This is a genomic window from Bradyrhizobium sp. BEA-2-5 (assembly GCF_032918025.1).
GTDB classification, from domain to species: Bacteria; Pseudomonadota; Alphaproteobacteria; order Rhizobiales; family Xanthobacteraceae; genus Bradyrhizobium; species Bradyrhizobium pachyrhizi.
Window position 1 is genome coordinate 893,136 of sequence record NZ_CP136629.1, and the last position, 13,561, is coordinate 906,696.

The 13,561-nt window shown below is 64.9% G+C and carries 12 protein-coding genes; 4 read left to right on the top strand and 8 right to left on the bottom strand.

Going from position 1 to position 13,561, the window contains the following annotated elements:
* Positions 1–15: 15 nt before the first annotated feature.
* A complete protein-coding gene (locus tag RX327_RS04075; RefSeq protein WP_028335872.1) occupies positions 16–345 on the bottom strand; it encodes a hypothetical protein in 330 nt (109 codons plus the stop codon).
* A gap of 100 nt (positions 346–445) precedes the next feature.
* Positions 446–2,257 (bottom strand): translation elongation factor 4, encoded by a 1,812-nt coding sequence (gene lepA / locus RX327_RS04080; protein WP_239620379.1) that lies wholly within the window; start codon positions 2,255–2,257, stop codon positions 446–448.
* Between lepA and RX327_RS04085 the strand changes: the two genes are divergently transcribed.
* Together RX327_RS04085 and RX327_RS04090 are read left to right on the top strand one after the other, a co-directional pair.
* Positions 2,241–2,648, top strand: a complete 408-nt coding sequence (locus RX327_RS04085; protein WP_317249538.1) for a M15 family metallopeptidase — start codon at positions 2,241–2,243, stop codon at positions 2,646–2,648. The genes lepA and RX327_RS04085 overlap by 17 nt on opposite strands.
* Positions 2,649–2,815: 167 nt before the next feature.
* Positions 2,816–4,429 carry a glycosyltransferase family 39 protein gene (locus RX327_RS04090; RefSeq protein ID WP_317249539.1) on the top strand — a complete coding sequence of 538 codons (1,614 nt, stop codon included), beginning with the start codon at positions 2,816–2,818 and terminating at the stop codon, positions 4,427–4,429.
* A gap of 406 nt (positions 4,430–4,835) precedes the next feature.
* Here the strand turns inward: RX327_RS04090 and RX327_RS04095 are convergent, their stop codons facing one another.
* The 5 genes from RX327_RS04095 to RX327_RS04115 form a co-directional block, all read right to left on the bottom strand.
* On the bottom strand, positions 4,836–5,162 hold the full coding sequence (locus tag RX327_RS04095) for an HPr family phosphocarrier protein (RefSeq protein ID WP_317249540.1): 327 nt from the start codon (positions 5,160–5,162) through the stop codon (positions 4,836–4,838).
* The gene (locus tag RX327_RS04100) at positions 5,159–5,560 is read right to left on the bottom strand and encodes a PTS sugar transporter subunit IIA (protein WP_024339151.1); all 402 of its coding nucleotides are present in this window, start codon (positions 5,558–5,560) and stop codon (positions 5,159–5,161) included. Before RX327_RS04100 ends, RX327_RS04095 begins: the two co-directional genes overlap by 4 nt.
* A 214-nt stretch (positions 5,561–5,774) precedes the next feature.
* A complete protein-coding gene (locus RX327_RS04105) occupies positions 5,775–6,215 on the bottom strand; it encodes an HPr kinase/phosphorylase (protein ID WP_050384673.1) in 441 nt (146 codons plus the stop codon).
* Positions 6,212–8,020 (bottom strand): sensor histidine kinase, encoded by a 1,809-nt coding sequence (locus tag RX327_RS04110; protein ID WP_317249541.1) that lies wholly within the window; start codon positions 8,018–8,020, stop codon positions 6,212–6,214. Before RX327_RS04110 ends, RX327_RS04105 begins: the two co-directional genes overlap by 4 nt.
* 110 nt (positions 8,021–8,130) lie before the next feature.
* Positions 8,131–8,832, bottom strand: coding sequence for a response regulator transcription factor (locus RX327_RS04115; protein ID WP_008542552.1), 702 nt, complete (start codon positions 8,830–8,832; stop codon positions 8,131–8,133).
* Between the two features lie 242 nt (positions 8,833–9,074).
* Between RX327_RS04115 and RX327_RS04120 the strand changes: the two genes are divergently transcribed.
* Entirely contained in the window at positions 9,075–9,809 is a 735-nt protein-coding gene (locus tag RX327_RS04120) for a HugZ family protein (RefSeq protein WP_317249542.1), read from the top strand.
* Between the two features lie 928 nt (positions 9,810–10,737).
* Positions 10,738–12,354, top strand: coding sequence for a phosphoenolpyruvate carboxykinase (locus tag RX327_RS04125; RefSeq protein WP_317249543.1), 1,617 nt, complete (start codon positions 10,738–10,740; stop codon positions 12,352–12,354).
* Positions 12,355–12,540: 186 nt separating this feature from the next.
* Here the strand turns inward: RX327_RS04125 and rocF are convergent, their stop codons facing one another.
* Entirely contained in the window at positions 12,541–13,518 is a 978-nt protein-coding gene (rocF, locus tag RX327_RS04130; protein ID WP_317249544.1) for an arginase, read from the bottom strand.
* Positions 13,519–13,561: the final 43 nt, after the last annotated feature.

A 13,561-nucleotide genomic window follows, 5' to 3' on the forward strand; every position in this document is an offset into this window, starting at 1 on the left:
CGCAGCGACGCGCCGCTAGCCGCACTGCCAGGCCCGCCCGATCGGCGTCCAGGTCCAGCACGGGCCAAAACTGCCGCCATTGTAGCGGCCGCGGTAGAATCCGGGGCGGCCGAAATAGTACCAATCCCCGCCATACCAATATTGCGGCGAGTAGTCCGGGTAGCCGCGAGCCGCGCCGCGCGGGCCGAACACCGGAATGGTTTGGTTCGGCGGCTGCCGGTAGCCGGGCAGGAAGCCATAGCCGTGCCAGCGGGTGCCGTGCCGCTTCTTCGAGGAGGCGGCCGAGCTCAGATCCGGCTGCAGTAGTGCGAGGATGACGATAAGGAGGGACGGGATGCGCAACATGATCGCAGTCTAGTCGGGGCGCGATGCAGTGGCGATTCAAATCATGGTGCGTTTTGTTGCTGGGACAAGAATGCGCAACAGTCGCGCCGGCAGCGTCGCCTCAGCTATCCACCTTCAGCGCGGCGATGAAAGCCTCCTGCGGGATGTCGACCTTGCCGAACTGCCGCATCTTCTTCTTGCCTTCCTTCTGCTTCTCCAGAAGCTTGCGCTTGCGCGTGATGTCGCCGCCGTAGCATTTTGCGGTGACGTCCTTGCGCAGCGCGCGCACGGTCTCGCGGGCGATCACCTTGCCGCCGATCGCCGCCTGGATCGGGATCTGGAACATGTGCGGCGGGATCAGCTCCTTCATCTTCTCGACCATGGCGCGGCCGCGGCCTTCGGCGCGGGTGCGGTGGACCAGCATCGAGAGCGCGTCGACCGGCTCGGCATTGACCAGGATCTGCATCTTGACGAGATCGGCCGGCTTGTAGTCGGTCAGGTGATAGTCGAACGAGGCGTAGCCCTTGGAGACCGACTTCAGGCGGTCGTAGAAGTCGAACACGACCTCGTTGAGCGGCAGGTCGTATTTCACCATGGCGCGGGAGCCGACATAGGTGAGCTCCTTCTGCGCGCCGCGGCGGTCCTGGCAGAGCTTCAGCACGCTGCCGAGATATTCGTCGGGCGTCATGATCGTGGCCTCGATCCAGGGCTCCTGGATCTCGGCGATCTTCACCACGTCGGGCATGTCGACGGGATTGTGGATCTCGAGCTCGCTGCCGTCGGTGAGCTTCATCTTGTAGATGACGCTCGGCGCGGTCGCGATCAGGTTCAGGTCGAATTCGCGCGACAGCCGCTCCTGGATGATCTCGAGGTGCAGCAGGCCGAGGAAGCCGCAGCGGAAGCCGAAGCCGAGCGCGGCCGAGGTTTCCATCTCGAAGGAGAAGCTGGCATCGTTCAGGCGTAGCTTGCCCATGGCAGCGCGCAGCGTCTCGAAGTCGTCGGCATCGACCGGGAACAGGCCGCAGAACACCACGGGGATCGCCGGCTTGAAGCCGGGCAGCATCTCGGTGACCGGCTTCCTGTCGTCGGTGATGGTGTCGCCGACGCGGGTGTCGGCGACTTCCTTGATCGCGGCGGTGATGAAGCCGATCTCGCCGGGACCGAGCTCCTCGACCTGCTGCATCTTCGGCGTGAAGAAGCCGACGCGCTCGACGTCGTAGGCCGCGCCCGTGCCCATCATGCGCACGCGCTGGCCCTTCTTCATGGTGCCGTCGACGATGCGCACCAGGACGACGACGCCGAGATAGACGTCGTACCAGCTGTCGACCAGCAGGGCCTTCAGCGTGGCGTCGCGATCGCCCTTCGGCGGCGGCAGACGCGTGACGATGGCCTCCAGCACGTCGGGGACGCCGAGGCCGGTCTTGGCCGAGATCATCACCGCATCCGAAGCGTCGATGCCGATGACGTCCTCGATCTGCTGCTTGACCTTCTCGGGCTCGGCGGCGGGCAGGTCGACCTTGTTCAGGACCGGGACGATCTCGTGATTGTTGTCGAGCGCCTGGTAGACGTTGGCGAGCGTCTGCGCCTCGACGCCCTGGCTGGCGTCGACCACCAGGAGGGAACCTTCGCACGCCGCCAGTGACCGCGAGACTTCGTAGGCGAAGTCGACATGGCCGGGCGTGTCCATCAGGTTGAAGATGTAATCCTTGCCGTCCTTGGCGCGGTACTGAAGGCGCACCGTCTGCGCCTTGATGGTGATGCCGCGCTCGCGCTCGATGTCCATGGAATCGAGCACCTGCTCCTTGCCCGCCATCTCGCGGTCGGAGAGGCCGCCCGTCATCTGGATCAGGCGGTCGGCCAGCGTCGATTTGCCATGGTCGATATGGGCGACGATGGAGAAATTGCGGATGTTGGAAATGGGGACGGTCGTCATGGGCGCGGGATACCATCCGCACCCCCGCGCGGGCAACCAAATTGCGGTATTTTGCAGCGGTGTGACGGCGAATCACGGCGGCGTTTCCGGCAGGGTTGCCGTGACCGCTTTTCGGGCATGTTCCTGCCAGGTCCGACGGCTCGAAAATCGTCGTTCGCATTGCCGACACCGGGCGGATGAGCATGCAGGCTACGCCGCCGCCATCGACCTCAACCTGAAAGTTTCGGATGACTGGCTGTGGGCCGGCAAGGGCAAGACCATCCCCTGCGAGAACCGGATGCCGCGCGAGATCGTCGACATCGTCGAGCGTCACGGCTGCATCCGGGGCGGCAAATGGTGTCACTACGATACCATGCATTTCGAGCACCGGCCGGAGCTTCTCGGAAAGTGAATCCGCTTGCTGGAGGCGTTCTCACGCCAAGCTGATTTCACTGGCCACAAAAACGCGCTAAAGCGCGCTGAAATGCGGATGAGCACTCATCGCTTCCGCTTCCATTCGGGCATGATCCTTCCGGGAAACCGCTTTCCACTTTTCCGGGCATGCCTCAGGCACAGGCCATGTCGACCGCCTCCACGCTCCCCGCCGCCCGGCGCACCCACCGCAAGCTGACGATCCGGCGGATCGCCGCCTGGATCGCCTCGCGCGCCACCGATCCCAGGACCAGCCTGTGGTTCGTGATCGGCTTCGCGCTGGTTCATGCGGTGCTGTGGACGCTGATCCTGGTCAAGCTCAAGGCCGCACAGGACATCCATATGGATGTTGCGGAAGCCTATGCCTGGGGCCAGCGCTTCCTGCTCGGCTATGGCAAGCATCCGCCGCTGTCGGGCTGGATCGCCGGGGTCTGGTTCAGGATTTTTCCCGTCACCAACTGGTCGACCTATGCGCTTGCGATGACGACGGTCAGCTTCGCGCTGGTGGTGTGCTGGCTGATCGCGCTGCGCGTCGTCGATCGCCGCCGCGCGTTCCTCGTGGTGGTGATGATCGCACTCTACCCGATCTTCAATTTCAAGGGCTTCAAGTACAATGCCGATCTCGCGCAGCTGGTGCCGCTGCCGCTGCTGGTGCTGGCCTATCTGAACGCGTTCGAGAAGCGCAGCTTCAAATCGGGTCTCTGGCTCGGCTTTGCCGGCATGCTGGCGCTGATGACCAAGTACTGGGTGGTGACGATGATCGGCGCCGTCGGGCTGGCCGCGTTGATCCATCCGCAACGGATGCAATTCCTGCGCTCGCCGGCGCCATGGGTTGCGATCGGCACGATGGCGGTGGCGATGATCCCGCATCTGGTGTGGCTGGAGGAGGTGGACTTCGTGCCGTTCACCTATGCCGGTGACGTCTACGCGCTGTCGAGCCGCGCACTCAACGTCCAGCTCGTGATCGGCTATGTCGTGCACAATGTCGGGCTGCTCGCGATTCCCGTCGTGCTGGGCCTGGTGGCGCTGCTGCTGGGCTCGGTGCCGTGGCGGCCGTCGGACGTGCTGGCGCGGATCTGGTCGCGCGGACCCAATCCGGCCGTCATCCTTCCGCAGGCACTCAACGTCTGGATCATCCAGCTGATCGTCGCGATCGGGCCGCCGCTCGGCGCACTGGCGTTCACCGTGTATATCAAGACCGATTGGGGCATCCCGCTGTTCTTCCTGGTGCCGCTTGCGCTGGTCGCGATCCCCTCGCTTCGCTTCCCGCGCATGGCGCTGTTCTCGATCACCGCGATCTGGTTCGTCGCCACGATCGCCACGCTGATCGCCGCGCCCAGCATCGCCACGCAGGAGATCGCGTCCAACCATATCGGCGGCTCGACCTATGCCGCGCGCTCCGAGCTCGCGCGCGAACTCACCCAGACCTGGCAGGACAGATTCCATTCACGCTGGGCCGTGGTGGTCGCGCGGTCCGATATCGGCGAGCCGATGACGTTCTACAGTCCGGATCATCCGGCCTCGCTGGTGCCGGGCGAAGCCTGGTCGTCGGGGCTGACGTCGCTCGACGAAGCCAAGCGTCTCGGCTTCATCGGCGTCTGCGACACCACCGATCCGGTGTTCCTGAAGCCCTGCGAGGCGTGGATGGCGGAGCACGCCAAGGATGCCGAGCCGCTGGTGATGACCACCATGCGCTTCTTCAACGGCCATCCCGGTCCGTCGACGGTCTGGAAGGTCTATCTGGTGCCGCCGGCGAAGTAGTTATTTCCGGGCATCCTGGAAAGGCAGCGATCTCGACCCGATCGAAAGGATCGCCTTCGCGATCGCTTTGGTCTTGCTGCGACCGACTGTTTGAACGGTCGACACTGCTCTTCTTATCCTCCCCTGGAGGGGGAGGATCGGTTCGCATGAAATGCGAACCGAGGTGGGGTGAAGGTCTCTCCACTCGGGTGCTGCCCGTGTTGAGAGATCACCCCACCCCGTCTCACATTATCGCTGCGCTCAATGTGAGCCGACCCTCCCCCTCCAGGGGAGTGTGCAGCATCGGTGTGCCTGCGCCAGGCCCTTCACTGAGGTGCGAGCCTTGCGGCGCGCTCCTCCAGCGACAAAGGCGAAGCCGTTGCGCGGGGGTGACGGTGATGGATTGGCGTAACGGGCGTGCCCGCCGTTACGTGCCTTCCTCGTTGAACTTGCTGGCGACGAGTTCGGCGATGGCGTCGAGCGCCTGCTGTGCTTCGTCGCCCTTTGCTGAGACCACGACCGTCGTGCCGGGACCGGCAGCGAGCATCATCAGGCCCATGATCGAGGTGCCGCCGACGGTCTCGCCGCCGCGCGTCACCCACACCTGCGCGTCGAAGCGCTCGACCGCCTGGACGAATTTCGCGGAGGCGCGGGCGTGCAGGCCGCGCTTGTTGATGATCAGGAGATCACGGGAAATGGCGCCCGCTGGCACGCCCGGGCCGACCTGACTTCCGCCCGGGGCCTCGTCGCTCATTTGCCGGCGAGGACGCGGCTGGCGATGGTGACGTATTTGCGGCCCGCTTCCTGAGCCATTGCGATCGCGTCGGGCAGCGAACGCTCCTCGCGCACCTTGGCGAGCTTCACCAGCATGGGAAGGTTGATCCCTGCGAGCACTTCGACCTTGGGCCGGCTCATGCAGGATATTGCAAGGTTTGATGGCGTGCCGCCGAACATGTCGGTGAGGATCGCAACGCCGTCGCCGGAATCGACGCGATTGACCGCCTCGATGATGTCGCTTCGGCAGAGATCGGAATCGTCTTCGGCACCGATCGTGATCGCTTCGATTTGCTTTTGTGGACCCATGACATGCTCAAGCGCTGCCTTGAATTCGTCGGCAAGGCGCCCGTGGGTCACAAGTACTAGACCAATCATCGGAAAACTCCTCGCGGGCGCTTTTGGTGCACCGCACGAACGCGCCACTTTGACCATCCAGAGCCCCCGCGCAAGAGGGGATGTTGGCTAGTCTCCCGGTTCCTGGCGGTAGAGAGGGGAGGCTGCGCCGGCAAAATCCGACGCGATAGTGGATGTGATATGGTTACCAATTCCCTTCCCACAATTGGCCGCAAGATTACGGGAACATGAACTTTCAGGTTGTCGTCAGCGCAGCGACAACCAGCGGCAGGGGTTGGAAGCCAATGGCGACGGGAATTCGCGGTACCAAAACACCATTAAGGCGAACCGTGAGCGTCTCCGGTGGCGGCAGCCGCTCGGCGTCGTCAGCGGCGAGGTCGACGATCAAGCCGACCACGGCTTCACTTGCGAACGGACAATGGCGGATTCCGAGGCCTCGGATCTCGATCAGACCAGCCAATTGCTGGACCGGACGAACCCACAATTGTTCGCCGGCTGTGTCGAGATGGACACGGTCATCCCCCACCAAAATGGCCGGCGGAAGCGCTCCGGTGCGCCCGGCGAGAATCAGGTCGAAGGCGAGACGCGACTTGCCGGCGCCCGATGGGCCGCGGATCAGCACCGCACGCTCGCCGACCAGAACGGCGGATGCGTGCACGCTTGAATTGTCGCTCATAGTACCGGCAGCCTGACCACGAAGCGTGCGCCGGCGATGGTGGGCCTGCCGTCTGCGTCCGCAGGGCCAATGCGGTTCTCCGCCCAGATGCGTCCGCCATGGGCGTCGATGATCTGCTTGGAGATCGACAGGCCGAGGCCGGAGTTCTGGCCGAAGCCCTGATGCGGACGGTCGGTGTAGAAGCGCTCGAAGATGCGCTCCAGCGCGTCGTCGCGAATGCCGGGGCCGTCGTCGTCGACCACGATCTCGATCTCGCCGCGGACGCGGCGGCAGGTGAGACGCACCTTGCTGCCGGCTTCCGAGAACGATTGCGCGTTGGAGAGCAGGTTGGAGACCACCTGCCCGAGCCGTGAATCATGGCCGCTCACGGCGAAGGTGTCGGTCGGGCTGCGGCCCTCGAAGCGCGTCTCGACCGCGACGTCGTGGCCGAGCTTGGTCTCGTTGGCGACGCCGGTCAGCGTCGTCAGCAGCCGGCGCAGATCGACGGGGATCGCATCCTGGCGCTGCAATTCGGCATCGAGGCGGCTGGCGTCGGAGATGTCGGAGATCAGCCGGTCGAGCCGCTTGACGTCGTGCTCGATCACCTCGAGCAGGCGCGCACGGCTGGTCTCGTTGCGCGCCAGCGGCAGCGTCTCGACCGCCGAGCGCAGCGAGGTCAGCGGATTCTTCAATTCATGGGCGACGTCGGCGGCGAACATCTCGATCGCCTCGATGCGGCTGTACAGCGCGCTGGTCATGTCGCGCAGCGCGCCGGAGAGGTGCCCGATCTCGTCGCGGCGGCGCGTGAAGTCGGGAATCTCGATGCGGGCCTTGATGCGGCGGCGGACGCGCTCGGCGCTGTCGGCGAGCCGGCGCACGGGTCCGGCGATCGTGCTCGCGAGCAGCAGCGACAGCATGATCATGACGGCGGCCGCGACGCCGCCGACCTTCAGGATGGCGAGGCGCTCGGACATCACCAGTTGGTCGATGTCGTCGCCCTGGGTGGTCAGCATCAACGCGCCGCGCACGGCGCGGAAATGCTGCACCGGAACGGCAACCGACACGATGATCGCGCCGCGCTCGGTGACGCGCACCGCGCTGCCCTTCATGCCCTCGAGCGATTGAGCGACTTCGGAATAACCCTTGCCGCCTTCGGGACCGAGCTCGCGATAGATCGGCAGGTCGCCGCGGTTGAGCCAGGTCTTGATCGTGGCCTTGGTCTTTTCATAGAGCGATGGCTTCTCCGACGGCGGCGGCAGCTCCATGCGCAGCACGTCGCCGCGCGCGAACAGATTGCGGCTGTCGAGGATCAGGCCGCCGTCGCGGTCGAAGATGCGGGCCCGCGTCTTGGTCGGCGCGATCAGGCGGCGAAGGGTCGGCGCGACCCGCTCGGGATTGATGGGGAAGTCGGCCGATTCATCCGGCTGGCCGAAGCTCTCGCCGGGCTTGAGGTCGAGCAGGCGGTCGGGATCGATGGTGACGGTGTTGCCTTCGACGGTCGCCGAGGCCGCGATCGCCTCCGAGATGATCTCGGCATAGACCAAAAGGCTCTGCGCGCGCGCGTCGATCAGCCCGGCGCGGAATTGCGACAGGTACAGGATGCTCGCCACCAGCGCGACGAGGCCGGCAAGGTTGAGCGAGACGATGCGGCGGGTCAGGCTCGAGAAGGACAGCGCGAAGAAGAACTGCCCGGCGCGCCGCAGCCAGCCGAGCGGACGGCGCCAGCCCCTGTCCTGCGCCACGTCTTCGGCAACGGCGTCCTGATCGAGGAGCTGTGACGCGTCCTCGGTGTTCAGGCCTTGCTCGAGCTGCGTTCGATCAAGCACTGGCAAAGCTGCCGGTTGGTATGGATGTCGTCCCGCGAAGCAATCGTTCGCCCGAGCTTACCCCAGCCGTGCGGAGCCTGTCAGTTAACAAGCCGCCCGGGAAGCGCAGATCAGGCTTCCTTGAAACGGTAGCCGACGCCGTAAAGCGTCTCGATCATCTCGAACTCGTTGTCGACCACCTTGAACTTCTTGCGCAGCCGCTTGATGTGGCTGTCGATGGTGCGGTCGTCGACATAGACCTGGTCGTCATAGGCGGCGTCCATCAGCGCGTTGCGGCTCTTCACCACGCCGGGCCGGGTCGCGAGCGCCTGCAGGATCAGGAATTCGGTGACGGTCAGCGTCACCGGCTCGTTCTTCCAGGTGCAGGTGTGGCGTTCCGGATCCATGCGCAGCAGGCCGCGGTCGAGCGCCTTGGCGTCGTTCTCCTTCGGCGCGACGGTCGGGTCCTTCGGCGCCGAGCGGCGCAGCACCGCCTTGACGCGCTCGACCAGCAGGCGCTGCGAGAACGGTTTGCGGATGAAGTCGTCGGCGCCCATCTTGAGGCCGAACAGCTCGTCGATTTCCTCGTCCTTGGAGGTGAGGAAGATCACGGGCAGGTCGGATTTCTGCCGCAGGCGGCGCAGCGTCTCCATGCCGTCCATGCGCGGCATCTTGATGTCGAGGATGGCGAGATCGGGCTGGGTGGTGCGGAAACCGTCGAGCGCGGAGGCGCCGTCGGTGTAGGTCATGATGCGGTAGCCTTCGGCTTCCAGCGCGATCGAGACGGATGTGAGAATGTTGCGGTCGTCGTCGACCAAAGCGATTGTGGGCATGAGCTGCTTTCACAATGAGAGTGGCTTAGACGGCGGGCACTCTGGCGACGCGCCGTAGAATTGGGCTTCGAACGCGGTCAACGAGCAATGCAAGCTGGGCTGAAGTGTGACCAAGTTCCACAAAAATCCGCTTCTGCGACCCACGCGATGGGTCCCCATATAGCACCCTTGGACCATGAGAAAAGGCCCTTTTTTCATAGGGAACCCGCCAGATTCGCCCATAAAATGACCCGATAGGCCCCATGCAACCGACCGCCGACTTCGATCCTGCCCACCTTGCCCGCTCGCTGCTCCGCCGCAGCCGGCAGGGGGCCCTGGCGACGCTGATGACCGGCAGCGGCGATCCCTATTGTTCCCTGGTCAATCTCGCCAGCCACCCCGATGGCTCGCCGATCCTGCTGATCTCGCGCCTCGCCGTGCACACAAGGAACATCCTCGCCGACAGCCGGGTCTCGCTGATGCTGGACGAGCGCGTGGCCGGCGATCCCCTGGAAGGCGCCCGAATCATGCTGTCCGGCCGGGCGGAGGAGGCCGCGGAGGCCGGGCGGGAGCTCGTCCGAGGGCGCTATCTCGCTGCCCATCCGTCAGCGGAAGCCTTTGTGGAATTTAAGGATTTTTCGTTCTTCCGGATCAAGCCAAGCAGTGCCCATCTGGTTGCCGGGTTCGGCCGCATCGTGGACCTCAAACCCGCGCAATTCCTGACCGATCTCGGCGGAGCCGAGGGGCTGCTCGAAGCCGAGCCCGGCGCGGTGGCGCATATGAACGAGGATCACCGCGAGGCCATGAATCTTTACGCGACGCGGTTGCTCGGCGCGGAAAGTGCCGATTGGCTCTGCACCGGCTGCGATCCCGACGGCATGGACATGCAGGCCGGCCGCGACACGCTGCGGCTGGATTTCCCCGAGCGCGTCACCACCGGCACCGAGCTGCGCAAGATGCTGGTGCGGCTCGCCGGCGAGGCGCGCGCCAAAGAGTAGCAAGCGAGCAGAAAACCACCTGTCCGCACGGCGGTGCTGCGGCCGTGGCGAGGCATGGTGTCGCATGGCTGCGGCGGCTCGATTGCGCGCTCGCTCAAGGCGAGGTGTCGTTCGACCCGTGCGCCGCTTCCTGTTTGCGCAAGGTCTGACAGCGCGATCATTTCGCGCCGGCGCGTCTCGTGATCGCCCGTTGGTTCGATGCGCGTGCAAGAATGGCTGGCGCTGCTGTTCGGAAAATCATCCGGATCGCGACCACGCCGCGATGACGCGCGCGTGCGTCGCGCTGATTGCGTTATCATCCGATCGCCAGGGGCAGTGATTGCCTCACCGCCGAACGCGACGCGTTGCGGAACATTCACCGCAGTTGAGCGTTGAACCAATCGGGCTTCGACGAAGGTGTGTTGAGCGCAATCGAAACTGCTCATCAGCAGCTTCTCACTTGCAGCTCAATGCCGATCAGGTGGTGCCGCGTGCAACACGATGGCGGTCATGCTCGGCTCTGCAGCGCCGCGTCAACGCGCGGCGGCTCATCTCAACGATACATCCTCAGCGCGAAATGCATACCCGGCATTCTCCGCGCCGTTCGCCTTGATCGGCGACGGCGCTGCCCGCCGGCTGGCACTTTTTGTGCATCGCAAAGCTCCGTGCGCGGCGGGAAAGGCGACGAAACGTCGCCCGACTGCTGCGAAAACAATGAGAAAACGAAAGCAAGGCGAAAGGGTTTCGCGCTGCGGTATTTGCGCCAGATGATGGGCCTGCCTTGGAATCAGCCAAAAGCCGTTCGATTGGCTTGGCAAGCCCGGCGATCCCCACTATTAGGTCGCCGGACCGAAGCCGAGAGGCTATATTCTGATCACGGTCACCGCGGCGGGGCGCGACTAGCGACATTCGCGCGAACAAGGATACGCGGGTTCGAGGAGGTTCTTTCGTGCAAGAGACGGGCGTGCGCAACGGTGCCTTCGGCGCCGACAAATTCGGCTTAAGGAATCTCAAGGGCGTGCATTGGAATTACGGTGCACCTCAGCTTTACGAGCATTCGCTGCGTAATGGCGAGGCGGTGCTCTCCGCCGACGGTGCGCTCTGCGCCGACACGGGCGAGTTCACCGGCCGGAGCCCGAAGGACAAGTTCACGGTCCGTGACACCACCACTGACAAGAAGATGTGGTGGGCCGGCAACCAGTCGATCACCGCGGAGCAGTTCGCGGCACTTCATGCGGACTTCCTCAAGCACGCCGAACGCAAGAAGCTGTTTGCGCAGGATCTCTATGGTGGTGCCGACCCGGCCTACCGGATCAAGACGCGCGTCTTCACCGAGCTCGCCTGGCACTCGCTGTTCATCCGCACGCTGTTGATCCGCCCCGAGGCGCTCGAGCTGTCGACCTTCGTGCCGGAGCTCACCATCATCGACATGCCGAGCTTCCGCGCCGATCCTAAACGCCACGGCGTGCGCTCGGAGAACGTGGTCGCGATCGATTTCGCCCGCAAGATCGTCCTGATCGGCGGGTCTTATTATGCCGGCGAGATGAAGAAGTCGGTCTTCACCACGCTGAACTACTATCTGCCCGAGCGCGGCGTGATGCCGATGCACTGCTCGGCCAATGTCGGCGCCAAGGGCGACACCGCGATCTTCTTCGGCCTGTCGGGCACCGGCAAGACCACGCTGTCGGCCGATCCCAACCGCACGCTGATCGGCGACGACGAGCACGGCTGGGGCCCGAACGGCGTCTTCAATTTCGAGGGCGGCTGCTATGCCAAGTGCATCAAGCTCTCCGGCGAAGCCGAGCCGGAAATCTACGCCGCCAGCAAGCGCTTCGGCGCGGTGCTGGAAAACGTCGTGCTCGGCGCCAATGATCGCGTGCCCGATTTCGACGACGGCTCCAAGACCGAGAACACGCGTTCGGCGTACCCGCTCGAGTTCATCCCGAACGCCTCGCGCACCGGCCGCGCGCCGCAGCCGAAGAACGTGGTGATGCTCGCCGCCGACGCGTTCGGCGTGCTGCCTCCGATCGCAAAGCTGTCGCCGGCGCAGGCGATGTATCACTTCCTCTCCGGCTACACCGCCAAGGTCGCCGGCACCGAGCGCGGTCTCGGCAACGAGCCGCAGCCGGAATTCTCCACCTGCTTCGGCTCGCCCTTCCTGCCGCTCGATCCCAGCGTCTACGGCAACATGCTGCGTGACCTCATCGCCCAGCACAATGTCGACTGCTGGCTGGTCAATACGGGCTGGACCGGCGGCAAGTACGGCGTCGGTTCGCGGATGCCGATCAAGGTGACGCGCGCGCTGCTCACGGCTGCGCTCGACGGCTCGCTTCGCAACGTCGAATTCCGCACCGACAAATATTTCGGCTTCGCGGTCCCGACCGCGCTGCCGGGCGTGCCGAGCGAGATCCTCAACCCGGTCAACACCTGGAAGGACAAGGACGAGTTCGACAAGACCGCCCGTGCGCTGGTCGGCATGTTCCAGAAGAACTTCGCCAAGTTCGAAGCCCAGGTCGATGCCGAGGTGCGCGCCGCCGCGCCGGACGTGAAGCTCGCGGCGGAGTGAGCCGCGCAAGCGATACGCGATTTGAAAAGGCGGCCCTCGCGGCCGCCTTTTTGTTTGCCCGGCCGGCTCGGCGACGTCTCCATCCGTCCAAGCTGAGCAGCGAACGGCGCCACATTCTCCACCGTCGTCCCGGCGCCCGTGCGCAATTGCGCACTAGGCCGGGACGACATCAACTGTGTTGCTTCGCTACTCCCCCATCTCGGGCAGCACCGCGTTGCTCGGCGTCGGCCGGTCTGTAATCTGCTGGCCGAACAGGCTGCCGATTAATTCGACGGCGACGCGCGCGGTGCGGCCGCGCTCGTCCAGGAAGGGGTTGAGCTCGACGATATCGACCGATCCTACCAGGCCGGAATCATGCAACAGCTCCATGATCAGATGCGCCTCGCGATAGGTGGCGCCACCCGGCACCGTGGTGCCGACGCCCGGCGCCACGCAGGGGTCGAGGAAATCGACGTCGAAGCTGACATGCAGCACGCCGTTGCTCGCCTTGACCCGCTCGATGACGCGCCGGATCATGACGGCGACGCCGAACTCGTCGATCTGGCGCATGTCCGCGATCGACACATTGCGCTGCCGCAGCAGCTTGCGCTCCAGCGGATCGACCGAGCGCGTGCCGATCAGGTCGAGCTGATCGGGCGGGATCGAGGCCCGCGGCAGCCCGCCGAGCAGGCCGTCGAGGCCGGGCTCGCCGCACAGGAACGCAGCTGACATGCCGTGCATGTTCGCGGTGATCGTCGTCTCCGGGGTGTTGTAGTCGGCATGGGCGTCGAGCCAGAGCGCAAACAGCGGCCGGCCCTTTTCCTGCCAGTAGCGTGCGACGCCGTTGATCGACCCCATCGACAGCGAGTGATCGCCGCCCATGAAGATCGGGATCGCGCCGGAATGCGCCAGCCAATAGGCGCGCTCGGAGAGCGCGCGGGTCCAGGTCTTCACTTCGTCATAGAACCTGGTGTTGGCCGGCACCGGGCCGTCGGCGACGACCTGTGGGATCGCAAGGTTGCCGTGATCATCGACCTGGAAGTCGAGCTGCTCGAGCAGGCGCGCGATGCCCGCGGTGCGCAGCGCGTCCGGTCCCATCAGCGGGCCGGCCTGCGATGCGCCGATCTCGATGGGAACGCCAAGCAGGGCGATGCGCGAGGGCTTTGACGTGTCGGCTTCGGACATGCAGCAGTGCTCCCAAAGGTGTGGAACAGAAGCGACGTGCCAA